The organism is Ottowia sp. SB7-C50 (assembly GCF_033110285.1).
Lineage (GTDB): Bacteria > Pseudomonadota > Gammaproteobacteria > Burkholderiales > Burkholderiaceae_C > Ottowia.
The window spans coordinates 888,940-907,368 of sequence record NZ_CP136995.1; the positions used below are offsets into that span (position 1 = coordinate 888,940).

Consider the following 18,429-nt stretch of genomic DNA (forward strand, 5'->3'; position numbering starts at 1 on the left):
TTAAATATAAGTCGCGGCGAATTTTTACGCCGCCGTGCAACCACCGAGGAAGGTCATCACCATGAAATCCCGCATTCTTTCCGGGCTGGGCGCGCTGGCGCTGGGCATGGCGGCCAGCGCCGCGCACGCGCAGGTCGACCCGATGCAGGTACGCAGCTGGGCCGCAGCCTGCGCCAACTGCCATGGCACCGCTGGGCGCGCCATGCCTGGCAACGAGCCGCTGGCCGGCCAGAGCAAGGACGAGATGATGAAAAAGCTGATGGACTTCAAGAGCGGCGCCAAGCCCGCGACCATCATGCACCAGCTCAGCAAGGGCTACACCGACGAGCAGCTGGCCGCCATCGTGGCCTGGTTTGCCGCGCAGAAGAAATAAGGAGGCCACCATGGATCGTCGTCAATTCATCCAGGCGGGCTCGGCCGCCTCTGCCGCTTCGGTGCTGGGGCTGTCGGCCGGCTGTGCGTCTACCGCCGGCGGTGCGGGCGGCAACGTGGTCGTCGTCGGTGGCGGCTACGGCGGCGCCACGGCCGCCAAGTACATCCGCATGTGGTCCGAAGGGCGCGTCAACGTCACGCTGGTCGAGCCCAATGACGCCTTTATCTCGTGCCCCATCTCCAACCTGGTGATCGGCGGCAGCAAGCAGATGGCCGACATCACCACGCCCTATGACAACCTGGCCAAGCGCCACGGCGTGAAGATCGTCAAGGACCGCGCAATCGCCATCGACGCCGACAAGCGCCAGGTGCGCCTGGCGGGTGGGCAGACGCTCAGCTACGACCGGCTGGTGCTGTCGCCCGGCATCGAATTCATGTGGGAAGCGCTGCCCGGCATGAAGGCGCCCGGCGCGCAGGACAAGGTGCTGCATTCATGGAAGGCCGGCCCGCAGACCGTGGCGCTGCGCAAGCAGCTCGAGGCCATGCCCGATGGCGGCGTGTACGCGCTCAGCATTCCGCTGGCGCCGTACCGCTGCCCGCCCGGCCCGTACGAGCGCGCCTGCCAGGTGGCGCACTACTTCAGCCAGGCCAAGCCCAAGTCCAAGGTGCTCATCCTCGACGCCAACGACGACGTCACCTCCAAGGGGCCGCTGTTCAAGAAGGCCTGGGCCGACCGCTACAAGGGCATCATCGACTACCGCCCCAAGCACAACCTGACCGACGTCGATGCCGCCACCGGCACGCTCAAGTTCGAGTTCAACGACGACATCAAGGCGCAGGTGCTCAACGTGCTGCCGCCCCAGCGCGCGGGCGACATCGCCCACAACGCCGGCCTGACCACCGCCAACAAGCGCTGGTGCGAGGTCGATTGGCAGACCATGGAATCCAAGGCCGCCAAGAACATCCACATCCTGGGCGACGCGCTGCAGGTGGCGCCTTTGATGCCCAAGTCGGGCCACATGGCCAACCAGCACGGCAAGGTGGCGGCCGCCGCCATCGTCGTGCTGCTGTCGGGCCGCCAGCCCAACGCCCTGCCGATCTACAACAACACCTGCTACAGCTTCGTCAGCGACACCGACGTGGTGCACGTGGCCAGCGTGCACCGCTACGACGCCGCGCAAAAGACGATGCTCACGGTGCCCGGCTCGGGCGGCGTGTCGGTGGCCGCCAGCGAGCTGGAAGGCAAGTACGCCATGGCCTGGGCGCGCAACATCTGGGCCGATACATTGGCCTGACCCCCAGGCTCCACTGCTTCGCATGTTCCGCCATCCCCCTTGCAGGGGGCGCTGCCAGCGGCCGGGCCAAGCCCGATCCGCGGCAGCCCCGGATGGGTTGGGGTGATGCACGGGTCGCGCTTTCTCAATCAAACTGCTATGAAATCAGTCACTGTTGCCGCTGCTTTGATGCTGCTTGCGGGGCTTTGCCACGCCCAGGCCGACGAGGCGCGGGCCAAGAAGATCATCGGCGGCTCGTGCTTTCTGTGCCACGGCGCCGAGGGCGAATCGGCCAGTGAGGTGTTTCCGCGACTGGCCGGGCAGAACGCCGACTACATCGCCAAGCAGCTGGAGAACTTCAAGACCGGCAAGCGCAAGAGCAGCGCCATGGCGCCCATGGTGGCGGATCTGAAACCTGACGAGATGGTCGCGCTCGGCCAGTTCTTCGCCAGCCGACCACCGCACAAGGAAGCCCCCAAGGACACGCAACTGGCCGCCGTCGGCCAGTACATCTACAGCCAGGGCAACAAGTTCAGCGGTGTGCCCGCCTGCGCCAGCTGCCACGGCCCCGACGGCGGCGGCAGCAACGCGCTGCCGCGCCTGGCGGGCCAGCACGCGGCCTATCTGGACAGCCAGCTCAAGCAGTTCAACAAGCGCGAACGCAACAACGACAACGCGGTGATGCACACGGTGGTCGAGAAAATGACGGCGCTGGAGATGGCGGCCGTCTCCGAATACCTCAGCGGGAAATAGGGGGGCACCCCCCTGAGCCGCTGACGCGGCTTCCCCCCTCTCTGCGGGAGGGGGACATCGCCGATGGCCGGTACAAGCCCGACCATGGCGATTGCTGGCGTGGCCTGCACCGCGGGCTTGGCGATGGCGTTTGAACGCCCCTCGCAAGCAATCTGAAAACTATTATTTTTATAGCTGATTGCGCTGAATGGACAAGCGCTGCGGGCTACTTTGAATCAAAATCTCACGGCGCCACCGGCACCACCACGGGCGCCTGCTGCGTGGGCGGTTGCGCGGTCTGCACCGGCTCGGCCAGTAGGCGGTCCATCAGGCCGCCGCCGACGAACATGCCGGCCAGCGTGACCCAGGCGGTGACGGCGAAGATGGCCCCGCCCGTGATGCCCGCGCCCACCGCGCAGCCGCCGGCCAGCATGCTGCCAAAGCCCATCAGCATGGCGCCGACGATGTAGCGCGCCATGCTGTAGCCGTCCTTGAAGCCTTCCACCTTCCATTCGCGCCCGATCAGCGCGCCGAGGAACGAGCCGGCAAACACCGCCGGCAGCATGCCGGCGTCAAAGCCGAACGCCGGCGCCGGGTTGACCAGCACGCGCATCAACCACTCGGCCGACGGGCCGCTGAAGGTGAGGCCCTGGATCTGCACCGGATCAAAACTGGCTTGCGACACCGCGTAGGTGAACCACCACGCCAGCGCCACCGCCAGCCCGGTGCCGATGCCGCCCAGCCACATCCACGCCCGGTTGGCCGTGCGGTGGGCGAAGAAGATGGCCACCGCCAGCCAGACGATGCCCATCGCCAGGCCGTCCCACGGCCCGCCGCCCATGCGCGTCAGCACGTTGCGGGCCGCGCCGCCGTCCACCGTCCACCAACTGGAAATGGCGCTGCGCAGCGGCGCCAGGCTGCCCGACAGCGCGGCCTGCGCGGTGACGGCAAACACCAGCCCCGACAGCAGCGCGCGCAGGTTGCCGTTGGCCGACAGCACCAGCAGCCGGCTGGCGCAGCCGCGCGTCATGATCATGCCGCCGCCAAACAGCAGCCCGCCCACCAGCGCGCCCGACAGCGAGCCGCGGTTGCTGAGCTGGCGCGCGCCGCCCACGTCCAGCCCGCCCAGCAGCACCAGCCCCTGCACAGCCACCACGGCGGTGGCGAAGGTCAGCAGCCAGACCGAGAGCTTTTCGCCAAACTTGCCGTGCCAGAACTCGATGACGGCCGCGCGCAGGCAAAAGCGAGAGCGCTGCGCACAAAAGCCGAACAGCGCGCCAATGGCGGCGCCACCCATCGCCAGCACGGCGGCCGTGCCAAAGCGTTCCACCCAGCTTGCCAATTCCATCGCCATCTTCAATAATTAATTCAGCAATGACTTATAAATATTAAGCGGATGATGCAGTCTGTGATTGATCGGCGTCAACTTCTCCAGCGTTGCCTGTGCGTGCCGCTCGGCGGCATGGCCTGGGCGCGCTATTCCGACGCTGCCGCGCAACCGGCGGCGCTGCCCGACATGACGGCGCGCGAAGCGGCGCCCGGCTGCTGGTATGTCGAAGGGCTGTCCGCGCTGGGCTCGCCGGCTAACCAGAACTTCATCTCCAACGCCGGCTTCATCGTCACCTCGGCCGGCGTGGTGGTGATCGACGCGCTGGGCTCGCCCGCGCTGGCCGAGCGCCTGCTGGCCGAAATCAAGAAGGTCACGCCGCAAAAGGTGACGCACGTCATCGTGACCCACTACCACGCCGACCACGTGTACGGCCTGCAGGTGTTTGAGCAGGCGGGCGCGCGCATCATCGCGCAGCAGGCCGGGCGCGAGTACCTGCACGCCGACACGGCGCGGCTGCGCCTGCAGGCCTCGCGCACCGAGCTGGCGCCGTGGATCGACGACAAGACGCGGCTGGTGGCCGCCACCGAATGGATCGACGCGCGGCGCGAAATCACCGTGGGCGACACCCGCCTGGTGCTGCAGCCCGTGGGCCCCGCGCACACGCCCGAGGATCTGGCGGTGTACCTGCCAGACAAGAAAGTGCTGTACGCGGGCGACCTGGTGTTCCGCAGCCGCGTGCCGTTTGTCGGCCAGGCCGACAGCCGCAACTGGATCAAGTCACTCGACAAGCTGCTGGCGTTTGACGCCGACGTGGTCGTGCCCGGCCACGGCCCGGTGTCGACCGAAGCGCGCAAGGACATGGAACTGACCCGCAACTACCTGGCCTACCTGCGCAAGACCATGGGCCAGGCCGCGCGCGACATGACGCCGTTCGACGAAGCCTACAAGGCCACCGACTGGAGCGCGTATGAGCACCTGCCGCTGTTCGGCGCCGCCAACCGCATGAACGCCTACAACACCTATTTGCTGATGGAGCACGACCCCGAATGAGCGGCGGCGCGCCTTCGTCCTGCACGCGCCGCGCGGGTCTGCGGGCGCTGGGCGCGCTGGGCTTCGGCGCGGCGCTGCCGGCGGCTTGGGCGGCCGGGCGCAGCCTGCCGCTGTCCGTCTCGCTGCCCGACGAGCTGGCGCGCGCGCTGAAGGCGGGGCAGCCGCTCGTCGTCATGGTCAGCCTGCACGGCTGCCCGTGGTGCGAGCAGGTGCGCAACCACTACCTGGCGCCCATGCACGCGCAGGACGGCCTGCCGGTGGTGCAGGTCGACATGCGCAGCGCCCGCATGACGCGCGCCGCGGTCGGCGAGGCGATGTCGCACGACGCGCTGGTGCGCGCCTGGGGCGTGAAGGTGGCGCCGACGGTGCTGTTCCTGGGTCGCGGCGGGCGGGAAGTGGCTGAGCGGCTGGTGGGCGGCTCGACGGACTTCTACGCCGCCTACCTGGACCGCCGGCTGGAGCAGGCGCGCCAGGCGCTGGCCGCTTGACCGCTGCGGCATTGGCGTCCAATATGGGCGCCTGCGCTTGTCTGATTTGGGTGTGTTGCTATCAATAAGCTAGCGATCGCCGATCGCTGCTACCGGAGACCGCCATGAACGCTTCGCTGTACCGCTGGGCCTGGTCGATCTGTCTGGCCGGCGCCGTGCTGCCGGTGGGCGCGCAGACGCCCGCCATCTTCCAGGGCGCCGATCTGGCGCTGGGCGAAAAGCTGATCGCGCAGAACAAGTGCAACCAGTGCCACGCCCGCAAATGGACCGATGACGGCAAGGCCATCTATCGTCCGCAGGGGCGCATCCATACGCCGGGGCTGCTGCGCGGCATGGTCGAGCAGTGCAACACCGAGATGAACCTGAGCCTGTTCCCCGAAGAAGTCACGGCCATTGCTGCCGTGCTCAACCGCGACCACTACCGGCTCCGCTGACCGGCGCAGCCGCCACGCTGAACGCGCGGCGCGATTGGGGCAAACCCCATGGGGCACGCGCCGCCCAAGCTTTAACATAAGCAATTGCGCATATAGCGAATAAAAAGCATGACGAACGACATCCTTTCCCCCGCGCCGGCCAGCGTGCCCGGCGGCAGGCTGCGCAAGGCGCCGGAAAACTTCCTCGACCCGGCGGGCGTGCGCAACGTGTTCGCCGAAGGCAAGCGCGGCCGGCGCGACTTCATCCGCAGCGCGTTTGCGGCGGCGCTGGCGGGCGGCGCCGCGGCGGGCGCGGGCGCGCAGGGCAAGTCGGTGGGCGAGGGCGACCCGGCCATCCTGAAGCTGCCGGCGCACAGCACCGGCCTGGGCCAGCCGGTGGCCACCGACGGCTATGGCCTGCCGTCCAGGTACGAAGGCAATGTGCAGCGCCGGCCCAGCCCCGGCCTGACGCAGACCAGCCAGGCGTCGGTGTCGTTCGCGCCGCTGCAGTCGCTGTTCGGCATCGTCACGCCCAGCGGCCTGCACTTCGAGCGGCACCACCAGGGCTGGTGGGACATCGACCCGGCGCAGCACCGCTTCATGGTCAACGGCATGGTCAAGTCGCCCAAGGTGTTCACCATGGACGAGATCATGCGGCTGCCGAGCGTGAGCCGCTTCCACTTCATCGAGTGCGGCGCCAACACCGGCATGGAATGGGGCAACGTGGCCGTGCCCACCTGCCAGTATTCGCACGGCATGCTGTCGTGCAGCGAATTCACCGGCGTGCCGCTGATCACCCTGCTGGAACTGGCCGGCGCCGACATGAAAGCCGGCAAGTTCGTGCTGGCCGAGGGCGCCGATGGCTCCAGCATGACGCGCACCATCCCCATGAGCCTGATCACCAGCGGCCAGGTGCTGGTGGCCTACGGCCAGAACGGCGAGATGCTGCGGCCCGAAAACGGTTACCCGCTGCGTCTGGTGGTGCCGGGCGTGCAGGGCGTCAGCTGGGTCAAGTACCTGCGCCGCTGCGAAGTGGGCGACCAGCCCTGGGGCGCCAAGGACGAGGCGGTGCACTACATCGACCTGATGCCCGACGGTACGCACCGCCAGTACACCAGCATCCAGGAATGCAAGAGCGTCATCACCACGCCCTCGGGTGGCCAGGTGCTGCTGGACAAGGGCTTCTACAACATCAGCGGCCTGGCCTGGTCGGGCCGCGGCAAGATCAGGCGGGTGGACGTGTCGGTCGACGGCGGCCGCCACTGGCGCACCGCGCGCCTCGAATCGCCGGTGATGGACAAGTGCCTGACGCGCTTCAACATCGACTGGGTGTGGGACGGCAAGCCCACCATCGTGCAAAGCCGCGCCATGGACGACACCGGCTACGTGCAGCCGACGTCGCGCGAATTGCGCGCGGTGCGCGGCACGCGCTCCATCTATCACAACAACTCGGTCCAGTCGTGGCTGGTACAGGAAAACGGCGAGGTGAAGAATGTCCAGCTCGCGTAACGTCATTGCTACGGTATTGATAGCTGTCTGCACTTTATCGGCGGGCGCTCAAGGCAAATTTCCCGGCATTGGCCGCGACGCCACACCGAAGGAGGTGGCGGCCTGGGACATCGACGTGCGCCCCGACTTCAAGGGCCTGCCGCCCGGCAGCGGCAGCGTCGCCAAGGGTCAGGACGTGTGGGAAGCCAAGTGCGCCGGCTGCCATGGCGTGTTCGGCGAATCCAACTCGGTGTTCTCGCCGCTGGTGGGCGGCACCACGGCCGAGGACGTGAAGACCGGCCGCGTGGCCATGCTCAAGCGCGCCGATTACCCCGGCCGCACCACGCTGATGAAGGTGCCCACCGTGGCGACGCTGTGGGACTACATCCACCGCGCCATGCCGTGGGACAAGCCCAAGTCGCTGACGCACGACGAGGTGTACGCCGTCACCGCCTTCCTGCTGAACCTGGGCCATGTGGTGCCCGACGACTTCACGCTGACGGACAAGAACATTGCCGAAGTGCAGCAGCGCATGCCCAACCGCAACGGCATGAGCACGGCGCACGCCATGTGGCCCGGCAAGGAGCTGGGCGCCGCCGCCGCGCCCGACGTGCGTGCCACCGCCTGCATGAGTAACTGCGGCCCCGAGCCGAAGGTGGCGTCGTCGCTGCCCGACCACGCGCGCAACAACCACGGCAACCTGCGCGAGCAGAACCGCACCGTCGGCCCGCAGCGCGGCTCTGACACCACCCGGGCCGAAGGCAAGCTGGGCGACGCGGCCGGCCCGGTCAAGGTGGTCGGCCCCGCCGGCGGTGCCGCCAGTCCCAACGTCGCGGCCATTGCCCTGACGCAAAAGCACGCGTGCACCGCTTGCCATAACATCGAAGGCAAGCTGGTTGGCCCGAGCTTTGTCGACATCGCCAAGAAGCACGGCGGCAAGGCCGACTACCTGGCCGGCAAGATCAAGGCAGGCGGCGCGGGCGTGTGGGGCGAAGTGCCCATGCCGCCACAGACACTGCCCGACGAGGACACCAAGGCCATCGCCGCCTGGCTGGCCGCGGGCGCCAGCAAATGAAGAGCTTGGGCTGAATGGGGATTTCCCCATCAACTTGATTCCCGTTAAGTATTAGCATTGACTTATTTTTAGGAGTAACCCGCGATGCAGACCCGTCGTCAAACCCTCAAGCAAAGCGCCGTGGTGGCTGGCCTGCTGGCCGGCACCGGCCTGTTCCCGCAGTACGCGCTGGCCTTCAACAAGGCGGCGTTCGAGGCCAAGAGCCTGAACGACGCGCTGAAGGCGCTGGGCGCCTCTGGCGCGCCGGCGGCCAGTGGCGCGGTCACGCTCACCGCGCCCGACATCGCCGAGAACGGCGCCGTCGTGCCGCTGGCCGTGGCCAGCAGCCTGCCCAACGTCAAGCAGCTGGTGCTGCTGGTCGAAAAGAACCCCAACGCCCTGGTGGCGGTGTTCAACGTCACGCCTGAAGTCGACGCCAACTTCGCCACGCGCTCCAAGATGGGTGAAACCTCCGACGTCTACGCCGTGGCCATCACCGCCGACGGCAAGGCGCATTACGCCAAGAAGGAAGTCAAGGTCACTTTGGGCGGCTGCGGCGGCTGAATATGACCCCCCCTGAGTCGCCTGCGGCGCCTTCCCCCGGGGGACACCGCCAGTGGCGTGGCCAAGCCCGCTCCACGGCAGTCCCGAACGGCCTGCGCCGCGGCCACAAGCGTGTTGAAAAGTTATTGAATCAGGAGAAAAGACATGGCAGACCCGATGCGAATTCGCGCTCAGGCCGCTGGCGACAAGGCCACGGTGCGCGTGTTGATGAGCCACGAAATGGAATCCGGGCAGCGCAAGGACGCGTCCGGCAAGGTGGTGCCGGCGTGGCACATCTCGGACGTGACGGCCAGCCTGAACGGCAAGCCGGTGTTCTCGTGCGAGTGGGGCCCGGCGGTGTCCAAGAACCCGTTCCTGCAGTTCAACGTCAAGGGCGCCAAGGCCGGCGACAAGATCAGCGTCACCTGGAAAGACAACAAGGGCGATACACGCACCGACGAAGCCACGGTGTCGTGACCGATTGGCGCATGGCAGTTCCGCAGCGCCCTCGTGCAGGGGTGGTGCGGGTGTGCCGTGCGCCCTGGCCGCCGCCGGATGCGGCCACCTGGCGCCATGCATCGGGTGTGCTGCACCCCGGTTAGTCCCATGCGCAGCAGACAGCGGGCGTGCCCCAATCCACGCCCGCTTTGTTTTTTGGTTATTCAGGAAGTAGGAGACAAGCCCATGAGCAAAACAATCCGGGTGGCCTGCGCCGCCTTGCTGGTCGGCCTGACCGGCGCGCATGCGCTGGCGCAGGAAAAGACCTCCATCCAGGCCATCGAGGAATACCGCGAGATGCTGCAGGACGGCAACCCCGCCGACCTGTTCGAGGCCAAGGGCGAAGAGCTGTGGAAGAAGGCGCGCGGCCCGCGCAACGCCTCGCTCGAACGCTGTGACCTGGGCCTGGGCCCGGGCGTGGTCAAGGGTGCTTTTGTGCAGCTGCCGCGCTACTTCAAGGACACCGGCAAGGTGCAGGACCTGGAATCGCGCCTGGTCACTTGCATGACCACGCTGCAAGGCATTGAGGCCAAGGACATCGTCAACGGCCAGTGGGGCCGTGGCGAGCGCGCCAACACCACCGCACTGGCGACCTGGATCGCTGCGCAATCCAAGGGCATGGCCTTCAACCTGCCGCAGTCGAACGAGCAGGAACGCGTGATGTACCAGGTGGGCAAGCGCCTGTTCTACCAGCGCGGCGGCGCGCATGACTTTGCGTGTGCGTCATGCCACGGCGAAGAAGGCAAGCGCATCCGACTGCAGGATTTGCCGCTGCTCACCAAGAACCCCGGCGACGGCGTCGGCTTTGCCGCCTGGCCAGCCTACCGCGTCTCCAACGGCCAGATGTGGACCATGCAGCACCGGCTGAACGATTGCTATCGCCAACAGCGCTTCCCCGAGCCCGACTTCGCCAGCGACGTCACCGTGGCCCTGGGCGTGTACCTGGGCGTCAACGCCAAGGGCGCCAAGTCCGCCGTCCCGACCATCAAGCGCTGAAAGAGAGCCCATCCATGAAGATGAACAGGAAGCATGTGTTTGCGCTGTCGCTGGTGGCGGCGGTGGTGGTGGCCGGCTGTGCGGCGGGCGGCGGTGCGTCGTCCAGCGTGTCCATGACGTCGGCCGAGCTCGACGCACTGACGCGCAAGATCGTCAACGAGTCGTTCCACGACAAGGGCATTGTCAAGGTGAAGGCCGCCTTCGCCGACGACGAGACGCTGAAGGCGTGCAACGCTGCCGACGTGTCAGGCAAGCCGCTCGACGAAGCCACCGCCAAACGGCTGGAAGCGCTGAACCTGCAGACCATCAAGTGGCCCGCCGGCGGCAAATACCTGGGCGACTGGAAAGAGGGCGAGAAGATCGCCCAGAGCGGCCGCGGCATGACCTGGACCGACCAGGCTGGCGCAGCCAACGGCGGCAACTGCTACAACTGCCACCAGATCGACAAGAAGGAAATCTCCTTCGGCACCATTGGCCCCAGCCTCTACAACTACGGCAAGCTGCGCGGCGTGGCCGACCCGAACAGCCCGCAGTCGCAAGAGATCGTGAAGTACACCTGGGGCAAGATCTGGAACGCCAAGGCCTACAACGCCTGCTCCAACATGCCGCGCGCCGGCCACATGGGCATCCTGACCGAGAAGCAGGTGGCCGACATCGTGGCGCTGCTGCTCGATCCCAAGTCGCCTGTGAACCAGTAAGGCGCATCTCGCCCGGCGCCGCCGGGCTTTTTTTGACCCATTACATCAGTCGGTGCTGATATGAACCTCACCAAACGCGAATTTCTGCAAGTCCTGAGTGCCGCCAGCGCAGCAGGCATGGGCCTGGGCAGCTATCAAAATGCAAGCGCACAGACGGCGGCCGAGGGGCTGTACGACATCCCCAAATTCGGCAACGTGTCGTTCCTGCACATCACCGACTGCCACGCGCAGCTCAAGCCCATCTACTTCCGTGAGCCCAGCGTCAACCTGGGCGTGGGCGACATGAAGGGCAAGCTGCCGCACCTGGTGGGCGAGCACCTGCTGAAGCTGGCCGGCGTCAAGCCCGGCACGGCCCAGGCACATGCGCTGACCTACCTCGACTTCGAGCAGGCGGCGCAGCGCTATGGCAAGGTCGGCGGCTTTGCGCACCTGGCCACGCTGGTCAAGCGCCTGCGCGCCAGCCGTCCCGGCGCGCTGCTGCTGGACGGCGGCGACACCTGGCAGGGCAGCGGCACCGCGCTGTGGACCAAAGGCCAGGACATGGTCGAGGCCTGCAAGCTGCTCGGTGTGGATGTGATGACCGGCCACTGGGAATTCACCCTGGGCATGGACCGTGTGAAGGAAATCGTCGAGAAAGACTTTGACGGCAAGGTCGATTTCGTCGCCCAGAACGTCAAGACACTCGACTTTGGCGACCCGGTGTTCAAGCCCTACGTTATCAAGCAAATGAACGGCGTGCCGGTCGCCATCATCGGCCAGGCGTTTCCGTACACGCCCATCGCCAACCCGCGCTACATGGTCAAGGACTGGGAATTCGGCATCCAGGACGAGAACATGCAGAAGATGGTGGACGAAGCCCGCGCCAAGGGCGCGCAGGTGGTGGTCGTCATCAGCCACAACGGCATGGACGTCGATCTGAAGATGGCCAGCCGGGTGCGCGGCATCGACGCCATCATGGGCGGCCACACGCACGACGGCATGCCCGTGGCCAGCGTGATCAAGAGCGCCGGCGGCCAGACGCTGGTGACCAACGCCGGCAGCAACGGCAAGTTCCTCGGCGTGCTGGACTTTGACGTGAAGAGCGGCAAGGTGGCCGACTACCGCTACAAGCTGCTGCCCGTGTTTGCCAATATGCTGCCGGCCGACAAGGAGATGGACGCGCTCATCACCAAGATTCGCGCCCCTTACGAAGCCAAGCTGGCCGAACAGTTGGGCGTGACCGAAGGCCTGCTGTACCGCCGCGGCAACTTCAACGGCACGGGCGACCAGCTCATCGTGGATGCGCTCATGGAAGCGCAGGGCGCGCAGATTGCCTTCTCGCCCGGCTTCCGCTGGGGCACCACGCTGCTGCCCGGCCAGCCCATCGCGCGCGAATGGCTGCTGGACATGACCGCCACCACCTACAGCTACGCCACGCTCACCGAGATGAAGGGCGAGATGCTCAAGACCATCCTCGAAGACGTGGCCGACAACCTGTTCAACCCCGACCCGTACTACCAGCAGGGCGGCGACATGGTCCGCGTCGGCGGCCTGACCTACGCCTGCGACCCCCTGGCCAGCCAGGGCAAGCGCATCAGCGACATGCGCCTGAAGGGCCAGCCCATCGACGCCAGCAAGAACTACCTCGTCGCCGGCTGGGCGCCCGTCGCCGAAGAGGCGTCAAAAGCCGGCAACAAGATGGTGTGGGACGTGATCGAGGACTGGCTCAAGGCCAAAGGCGGCAAGGTGGCACCGCGCCAGGTCAACCAGCCCAAGCTGACCGGCGGGCTGCCGAATCCGGGGTATGCGGGCTGAGCGGGTGGCAGGCGCCAGCGCAACTGCAGCGCAGAACATTGCTACGTAAAATATAGCTTCTTGCGCCCTTCTGATAGCCGCTGAAGGCAGTTTTTTTTCATACACACCGTGCTTTGATGCCGGCTCAGTCACGCCGCTGCCAGCTATGCCGCTGGTTCGCTGGAAGTTTTGATGGGCCGAAAGCAGTAGGCTTGTCAGATGCGCACTTTGCACGTTGTTGGCTTCGATCCTGGCGGTGATCAAGCGTTTGGCTGGGCGGCGCTTTCATGGGACGAAGGACAGGTAGCGCGCTTTGTCTCGGGCACCTGCTCGAATGCGCTGGACGCCTTGCACGCTGCGAGGGTGTCGATCCCGTGCGAGCCTGCTGCCTTTGCCGTCGATGCCCCTCTTTTCTGGATTCCGGCGGCGGATCGAAAAGCCGACCAACTCGTCAGAAAAATGGTCTGCGCTGCGGGTGGTTCGAGTGGTACGGTAAGCCACGTCAACTCACTCCGAGGCGCTTGTCTGGTGCAAGGGGTGCTTGTGGCGCGCATGGCTGCGCAAGCATGGCCGGAAGCAATAATTTCAGAAGCTCACCCTAAGGCGCTGCTGCAGGTCAGTTCCGCCGCGCGAGCATTTGCCAATGCGGTGTTGAAGCACAGCTCAACCGAGCATGAAAGAGATGCTGGTCTGGCAGCATTCACGGCACTCAATCTAATGACCGACTCAACGGGTTGGCATGACCTTGTGAAGCTTGAGCAGGATCACTACTTTCCGGCAGGCAGCCCAGTCGCCTACTGGTTTCCACAATACATTGCCTGAGTGCGTGCGTCCAATCACTCATTTTTTGATAGCTTCCTGCGCTTGCTACGCCAGCGCCAGCGGCACATTTGGTTCTGAAGAGTGCCGCGAATCAATCCCGCGTGACGCGCAGCACCTCTTCGCGACTGGTGATGCCGCGCTCGATCAGCCGCTCGCCGTCGTCGCGCATCAGGGTCATGCCCTTGGCCAGTGCGGCGGCGCGGATGTCGGCTTCGCCGGCCTGGGCGTGGATGCGGGCGCGGATGTCGTCGTCGACGGTGAGCAACTCGAACACGCCGGTGCGGCCCTGGTAGCCGGTGTGGCCGCAGGCGTCGCAGCCGGCGCCGTGGCAGGCGGCGCAGTATTTGCGCACCAGCCGCTGCGCCAGCACGCCCAGCAGCGAGCTGGACAGCAGAAACGGTTCGACGCCCATGTCGATCAGCCGGGTGACGGCGCTGGCGGCGTCGTTGGTGTGCAACGTGGCCAGCACCAGGTGGCCGGTCAGGCTGGCCTGGATGGCGATTTGCGCGGTTTCGATGTCGCGGATTTCGCCAATCATGACGATGTCGGGGTCTTGCCGCAGGATGGCGCGCAGGGCGCGGGCAAAGGTCAACTCGATGCGCGGGTTGACCTGCGTCTGGCCGACGCCGGGCAGGTCGTATTCGATCGGGTCTTCCACCGTCATGATGTTGTTGCGCGTGGCGTCGAGCCGCGCCAACGACGCATACAGGGTGGTGGTCTTGCCGCTGCCGGTGGGTCCGGTGACCAGGATGATGCCGTGCGGCTGGCCGATCAGATGCTCGAATTTTTGTAGCGCGCTACCCTGCATGCCCACGGCTTCCAGGCTCAGTTTGCTTTCAGACTTGTCGAGCAGGCGCAGTACCGCGCGTTCGCCGTGCGCGCTGGGGATGGTGGACACACGCACGTCGATGGCGCGCGTGCCCAGGCGCAGGCTGATGCGGCCGTCCTGCGGCAGGCGCTTTTCGGCGATGTCGAGGTCGGCCATGATCTTCAGGCGGCTGATGAGCGCGGCGTGCAGCGCGCGGTTGGGCTGCACCACCTCGCGCAGCGCGCCGTCGACGCGAAAGCGCACGCTGCTGTGGCGCTCATACGCTTCGATGTGGATGTCGCTGGCGCCATCGCGCGCGGCCTGTGTCAGCAGCGCGTTCAGCATGCGGATGATGGGCGCGTCGTCGGCGCTTTCCAGCAGGTCTTCGACCGCGGGCAGCTCCTGCATGATGCGCGACAGGTCGGCGTCGCTCTCGACTTCGCTCACCACGGCGGCGGCGCTGCTTTCGCTTTGCGAATAGGCGGTGCTGATGCGCTGCGCCAGGCGGTGCGGCTCGTCCTGCTGCAGGGCCAGCGGCAGTGCGCCGTTGCCGTGGCGGCGCATCACCTCGCTCAGATGCCCGGCGTCGGGGCGGCCGTCGTGCCACAGGGTCAGCGTCTGGCCGTCGTCTTCGAGCAGCAGCCGCGCGGTGCGCGCGAAGGCGTAGGGCAGCGGATAGCGCATGCGCGTCGGCCAGCCCTAGGGCGTGCGGAAGGTGGTGCCGCCGTAGTAATTGCCTTCGCCGGCGGCCGGCCCGTTGCTGATGCCGTGCTGGCCGCGCAGGGGCGGCGGCGGCGCGGGGCGCGTCCACGCCTCGGGGTTGGCGGGCACCAGCGGCGGCATGACGGGCGCCTCGTTGACGGGCATGGCGACGCTGGGCTGCGGCTGGTTGGCCTGCTGCGCGGCGCGCATGTAGTCGTAGCGGTCGAGCGAGAAGGCCTCGGTGGCCGCGGCGTCGCGCACGATGACCGGGCGCAGGAAGACCATCAGGTTGGTCTTGATCAGCTTGCGGTTGCGGTTCTTGAACAGGTTGCCCAGCACGGGCACGTCGCCCAGCAGCGGCACCTTGTCCTCGCCTTCGCTGAACTGGTCTTCCATCAGGCCGCCCAGCACGACGACGGCGCCGTCGTCCACCAGCACGCTGGATTCGATGGCGCGCTTGTTGGTGGTGGGGCCGGACAGACTGGCCGCGGTGGCGGGGTCGACGCTGGAGGTCTCCTGGTAGATCACCATCTTGACCGTGCCGTTTTCGTTGATCTGCGGGCGCACGCGCAAGGTCAGGCCGACGTCCTTGCGCTCGTAGGTCTGAAACGGGTTGACGGTGCCGCCGCTGGCGCCGGTGTTGGTGAAGCTGCCGGTGGGCATGGGCACGTTCTGGCCCACCATGATCTTGGCTTCTTCGTTGTCCAGCGTCAGCAGCGTGGGCGTGGACAGCACGTTGCCCGCGCCCGTGCTCTGGATGAAGTTGGCCAGCAGCATCAGGTTGCGCGTGCCCAGCGCAAAGTTGAAGCCGGTGTTGGGCTTGGCCGCCAGCAGGCTGCTGACGGTGTTGTTGTTGACGTAGTTGGTCACCGCCCCGGCGACGTCGAAGATGTTGGTGTTGGGCGTCATCGGCGAGGTGGCGCGCCCCGACGAGTAGTTGGTGCCCAGCACGCCAATGGTGTTGCGGCCGTTGCCCAGCAGCTGCTGCCACTGGATGCCCAGGTCGGCCGCCTTGCTCATGCTGACTTCGGCGATCAGGCTTTCGACGTAGACCTGCGCGCGGCGCTGGTCCAGCCGGTCGATGACGGCACGCAATTCGCGGTACACCGGCTCGGCCGCGCTGATGATGAGCGAATTGGTCGCCGGGTCGGCCTGGATCTGGCCGCCAGTGGCCGGCTGGTTGTTGGCGGCGGCGTTGATGCTTGGCCCCGTGGCCAGGCCGCCCGCCGCGCCGCCGCTGGCGCCCATCTGCGCGCCGGCCAGCATCTGGTTGATGCCTGCCGCGCTGCTGGGGATGGCGCTGCCCGTGCCCCCCACCGCACCGGTGGCCGGCGTCTGCCCCGGCAGCGCGGCCAGCGCGGCGCGCAGCGTGACGGCCAGCTTGGCGGCATCGGCGTTCTTGAGATAAACGACGTGGATGTTGCCGGTGCTGCCGTCGGGGCGCGCCTGCGGCGGCTGGTCAAGCTGTTGGATCAGCGTCTTGGCCAGCGCCAGCCGCGCCGGGTTGGCGGCGCGCACGATGATGGCGTTGCTGCGCGGCTCGGGCACCAGCGTGGTGCGGTAGCCGCCGTCGCTGCCGCCGGCCACCGCCGCCGGCACGGGTGCGCCGGGCTGGCCCGCCACCGGCGCGGCCACGGGCGCACCACCGGCGCCGGAATCGATGAGCCGCGCCACCAGCGGCGCCAGGTCAGACGCCACCGCGTGGCGCAGGCGCACCACCTCGACCCCGGTGGCGTTGGACACGTCCAGCGCCGCAATGATGCGGGCCAGGCGCTGCAGGTTGTCGCCGTAGTCGGTGATGACCAGTGCGTTGGTGCCAGGGTTGACGTTGATGGTGTTGTTGGGGCTGATCAGCGGGCGCAGCACCGGCACCAGGTTGTTGGCGTTCTCGTGCGTCAGGCGGAAGATCTGCGTCTGCACCTGCCCGCCGCCGCGCACCGCGCCGGCCGACACGCTGGACGCCTGCAGCTTGGCGTCGGCCTCGGGCAGCACCAGCGCCATGCCGTCGCGCTCGACCAGCGCAAAGCCCTGCGTGCGCAACTGCGCGCCAAACAGCCGCATGGCCTGCCCCGGCGACACCGGCGTGGTGCTGGTCAGCGTCATGGTGCCCTTGACGCGCGGGTCGACCACCACGTTGCGCCCGGTGATGGTGGCCATGGTGCGCGCCACGGCGTCGATCTCGGCGTTGGCGAAGTCCAGCGTGACGCTACCGCCCGGCGCGCCTTCGGTCTGCGCCAGCGCGGGCGCCAGCGGCAGCGCCGTGGCCAGCGCCAGCAGCACGGCCAGCGCCGTGCGCGCGCGGCGTGACGGCGGGGCGGTGGTGGATGGGGCGGGCGGCATGCGGAAGCGGTGGCTGAAAGCTATGGGTAATGTAGCAAATGGACGCCGCTTGGCGGGCGCCGGTGCTGTGTCTTGATGCAAAAAAGCCATGGATGCGAATCACTTGCGTGCGTGGGCGCTCGGGCGGGCGGCGGTCAGCCGAGCGATATCAGCGCCCGGTTGCCCTGGCGGCGGCCCAGCAGGTTGAGCAGGTTGGCCAGCTGCGCCTCCTGGCCGGGGGCGGCGCTGGCCTCGCCCGTAAAGCGCAGGCGCGAGCCGACCCAGCGGCCGCTGCCCGACAGTTGCAGCGCGCCGTCCAGCGTGGACAGCTCCATCGACACCGCGTCGCCGCCGCGCAGCTGCACGCGGTACGAACCGAGCGGTTGCAGCGTCGACAGGCGCGACGACAGCTGGCGCAGCGTCAGGTCGGCGCCGCCAGCCATGCTGGCGCGGCCGGCACGCCATTCGGCCGCCAGGCCCTGCGTAGCCAGGGTCAGCTCGCCCTGCGGCTGGACGGTGTTGAACGGGGTGCCCAGCCCGGCCAGCAGCGCGGCGGGCCATTGTGTCTGCGCGTCGGCCAGCAGCAGCCGCGCGCCGCCCCACAGCGGGCTGATGCGCATGGCCAGCGGCACCGCCGGCGTGCAGCAGTCGGCGCGCAGGTCCAGCCGCAGCGCGCCCAGCGCCGGCCGCAGCCGCCAGTGCACCTGGCCGGGCAGGGCGCTGCGGTCCTGGCTGCCCGCGCCGCCCGTCACCAGCAGGCGGGCCGATCCGTTCCACAGGCTGCCGCTCGGCTCCGCCAGCTGCAGCATGCCGCCCGTGCCCCGCGCCACCCCTTCAGCCAGCCAGCGCGCCGGGGCCGCCAGCACGCCCACCAGCAACAAACCCAGCAGCAAGCCCGCAAATGCCCAGCCCCAAGGGGCGCGGGTCGAGGGCGCGGCAGGTGATGCACGGCGCAGCGTCCTCATATCGCGACGTCCCCGCCAATGCCCGAAGCGAAGCGGCCGCCAAAGCGCCCGTCATGCCCCGTGCCGCTCCACATGTCCGATGGCCGCGGAGCAGGCCACGCGTG

Annotated in this window: 18 protein-coding genes; 14 read left to right on the forward strand and 4 right to left on the reverse strand. The window is 67.5% G+C overall.

The window, feature by feature from the left end; all coding sequences use genetic code 11:
- The first annotated feature begins 61 nt into the window (after positions 1–61).
- The 3 genes from R0D99_RS04275 to R0D99_RS04285 all read left to right on the forward strand — a co-directional run bounded on the left by R0D99_RS04275 (position 62) and on the right by R0D99_RS04285 (position 2,399).
- The gene (locus tag R0D99_RS04275; RefSeq protein WP_317750143.1) at positions 62–373 is read left to right on the forward strand and encodes a c-type cytochrome; all 312 of its coding nucleotides are present in this window, start codon (positions 62–64) and stop codon (positions 371–373) included.
- Positions 374–383: 10 nt separating this feature from the next.
- Positions 384–1,667 (forward strand): NAD(P)/FAD-dependent oxidoreductase, encoded by a 1,284-nt coding sequence (locus tag R0D99_RS04280; protein WP_317750144.1) that lies wholly within the window; start codon positions 384–386, stop codon positions 1,665–1,667.
- A 138-nt stretch (positions 1,668–1,805) separates the two neighbouring features.
- A complete protein-coding gene (locus R0D99_RS04285; protein WP_317750145.1) occupies positions 1,806–2,399 on the forward strand; it encodes a c-type cytochrome in 594 nt (197 codons plus the stop codon).
- Between the two features lie 223 nt (positions 2,400–2,622).
- On the opposite strand, the gene R0D99_RS04290 is transcribed toward R0D99_RS04285, so the two are convergent.
- The gene (locus R0D99_RS04290; protein ID WP_317750146.1) at positions 2,623–3,726 is read right to left on the reverse strand and encodes a YeeE/YedE family protein; all 1,104 of its coding nucleotides are present in this window, start codon (positions 3,724–3,726) and stop codon (positions 2,623–2,625) included.
- Between the two features lie 48 nt (positions 3,727–3,774).
- Here R0D99_RS04290 and R0D99_RS04295 point away from each other — a divergent pair, with 48 nt between their 5' ends.
- The 11 genes from R0D99_RS04295 to R0D99_RS04345 all read left to right on the forward strand — a co-directional run bounded on the left by R0D99_RS04295 (position 3,775) and on the right by R0D99_RS04345 (position 13,531).
- A complete protein-coding gene (locus R0D99_RS04295) occupies positions 3,775–4,758 on the forward strand; it encodes an MBL fold metallo-hydrolase (protein WP_317750147.1) in 984 nt (327 codons plus the stop codon).
- A complete protein-coding gene (locus tag R0D99_RS04300) occupies positions 4,755–5,246 on the forward strand; it encodes a hypothetical protein (protein ID WP_317750148.1) in 492 nt (163 codons plus the stop codon). Before R0D99_RS04295 ends, R0D99_RS04300 begins: the two co-directional genes overlap by 4 nt.
- A 104-nt stretch (positions 5,247–5,350) precedes the next feature.
- On the forward strand, positions 5,351–5,680 hold the full coding sequence (locus R0D99_RS04305; protein ID WP_317750149.1) for a hypothetical protein: 330 nt from the start codon (positions 5,351–5,353) through the stop codon (positions 5,678–5,680).
- A gap of 108 nt (positions 5,681–5,788) precedes the next feature.
- The gene (gene soxC / locus R0D99_RS04310; protein WP_317750150.1) at positions 5,789–7,168 is read left to right on the forward strand and encodes a sulfite dehydrogenase; all 1,380 of its coding nucleotides are present in this window, start codon (positions 5,789–5,791) and stop codon (positions 7,166–7,168) included.
- Complete coding sequence (locus R0D99_RS04315; protein WP_317750151.1) at positions 7,152–8,222, forward strand: c-type cytochrome; 1,071 nt, start codon at positions 7,152–7,154, stop codon at positions 8,220–8,222. The genes soxC and R0D99_RS04315 overlap by 17 nt, the downstream gene beginning before the upstream one ends.
- 84 nt (positions 8,223–8,306) lie before the next feature.
- Complete coding sequence (soxY, locus tag R0D99_RS04320) at positions 8,307–8,765, forward strand: thiosulfate oxidation carrier protein SoxY (RefSeq protein WP_317750152.1); 459 nt, start codon at positions 8,307–8,309, stop codon at positions 8,763–8,765.
- 144 nt (positions 8,766–8,909) lie between these two features.
- On the forward strand, positions 8,910–9,221 hold the full coding sequence (soxZ, locus tag R0D99_RS04325) for a thiosulfate oxidation carrier complex protein SoxZ (RefSeq protein WP_317750153.1): 312 nt from the start codon (positions 8,910–8,912) through the stop codon (positions 9,219–9,221).
- A 207-nt stretch (positions 9,222–9,428) separates the two neighbouring features.
- Complete coding sequence (gene soxA / locus R0D99_RS04330) at positions 9,429–10,238, forward strand: sulfur oxidation c-type cytochrome SoxA (RefSeq protein ID WP_317750154.1); 810 nt, start codon at positions 9,429–9,431, stop codon at positions 10,236–10,238.
- 20 nt (positions 10,239–10,258) lie between these two features.
- On the forward strand, positions 10,259–10,936 hold the full coding sequence (gene soxX, locus R0D99_RS04335; RefSeq protein ID WP_317750998.1) for a sulfur oxidation c-type cytochrome SoxX: 678 nt from the start codon (positions 10,259–10,261) through the stop codon (positions 10,934–10,936).
- 60 nt (positions 10,937–10,996) lie between these two features.
- Positions 10,997–12,730, forward strand: a complete 1,734-nt coding sequence (gene soxB / locus R0D99_RS04340) for a thiosulfohydrolase SoxB (protein ID WP_317750155.1) — start codon at positions 10,997–10,999, stop codon at positions 12,728–12,730.
- Positions 12,731–12,928: 198 nt separating this feature from the next.
- Positions 12,929–13,531, forward strand: a complete 603-nt coding sequence (locus R0D99_RS04345) for a DUF429 domain-containing protein (protein ID WP_317750157.1) — start codon at positions 12,929–12,931, stop codon at positions 13,529–13,531.
- A 91-nt stretch (positions 13,532–13,622) separates the two neighbouring features.
- Here R0D99_RS04345 and R0D99_RS04350 read toward each other — a convergent pair whose 3' ends face one another.
- The 3 genes from R0D99_RS04350 to gspN all read right to left on the reverse strand — a co-directional run bounded on the left by R0D99_RS04350 (position 13,623) and on the right by gspN (position 18,325).
- Positions 13,623–15,023, reverse strand: a complete 1,401-nt coding sequence (locus R0D99_RS04350) for a GspE/PulE family protein (protein ID WP_317750158.1) — start codon at positions 15,021–15,023, stop codon at positions 13,623–13,625.
- A 15-nt stretch (positions 15,024–15,038) separates the two neighbouring features.
- Positions 15,039–17,381: a type II secretion system secretin GspD gene (gene gspD / locus R0D99_RS04355; protein WP_317750160.1), complete on the reverse strand. Its 2,343-nt coding sequence runs from the start codon at positions 17,379–17,381 to the stop codon at positions 15,039–15,041.
- A gap of 134 nt (positions 17,382–17,515) precedes the next feature.
- On the reverse strand, positions 17,516–18,325 hold the full coding sequence (gene gspN / locus R0D99_RS04360) for a type II secretion system protein N (RefSeq protein ID WP_317750161.1): 810 nt from the start codon (positions 18,323–18,325) through the stop codon (positions 17,516–17,518).
- Between the last annotated feature and the right edge of the window lie 104 nt (positions 18,326–18,429).